Source organism: Faecalibacterium sp. An192 (assembly GCF_002160175.1).
In the GTDB taxonomy this organism is placed as follows: Bacteria; Bacillota; Clostridia; order Oscillospirales; family Ruminococcaceae; genus Faecalibacterium.
The window spans coordinates 1-635 of sequence record NZ_NFKB01000156.1 but is presented as its reverse complement, the minus strand read 5'-3'; the positions used below and the strand labels follow the sequence as shown (position 1 = coordinate 635).

The window sequence follows — 635 nt, the reverse complement described above, 5'->3', positions numbered from 1 at the left end:
TCTGATACCGCTGCTGGTACATCACATGGCCGCAGTCGGCGCAGAACAGCATACCGGAGAACAGCCCCACTTCATCATAGCGGTTCGGGCGTTTGCGCTGCTTGCGTAACTCCTGCACGCGCTCCCATGTTTCCCGGTCTATGATAGGCTCATGGTGGTTCTCAAAAATGGCCTGCTTCTCCACGGGGTTCTCTACGCTGTGCTTGACCTTGTAAGAGGGCTTCTCCGTCTTGAAGTTTACCAGACAGCCGGTGTACTCCCGGTTTTCGAGGATATGAACGACGGTGTTCGTCGCCCATTTGCACTCATAGCCGGGGTGGTAGCGGCGGGTGCTGCCTGTCCTGCGGTATTCCAGCGTCCCCGGCGTGGGGATTTGCTGCTCCGTAAGCATACGGGCAATCTTGGTCGGGCCATTCCCGGCAAGACAAAGCTGGTATATCTGCTGGACAACCGGCGCGGTTTCCTCGTCAACGAGATAGTTCTCGTCCTCGTCCATGAGGTAGCCATATACCGGCTTGCTGGTAACAGGCTTTCCACTCATGCCTTTTGCTAGTTTTACTGCTTTGATTTTCTTGCTCGTATCTCTCACCATCCATTAGTTGAACAGATTTCTCAGATGGGTAAAATCGTTGTCC

1 pseudogene is annotated in these 635 nt (G+C 54.2%); it reads right to left on the bottom strand.

Going from position 1 to position 635, the window contains the following annotated elements:
• Nucleotides 1-635, bottom strand: a pseudogene (locus B5F27_RS16395) (recombinase family protein); the annotation flags it as partial.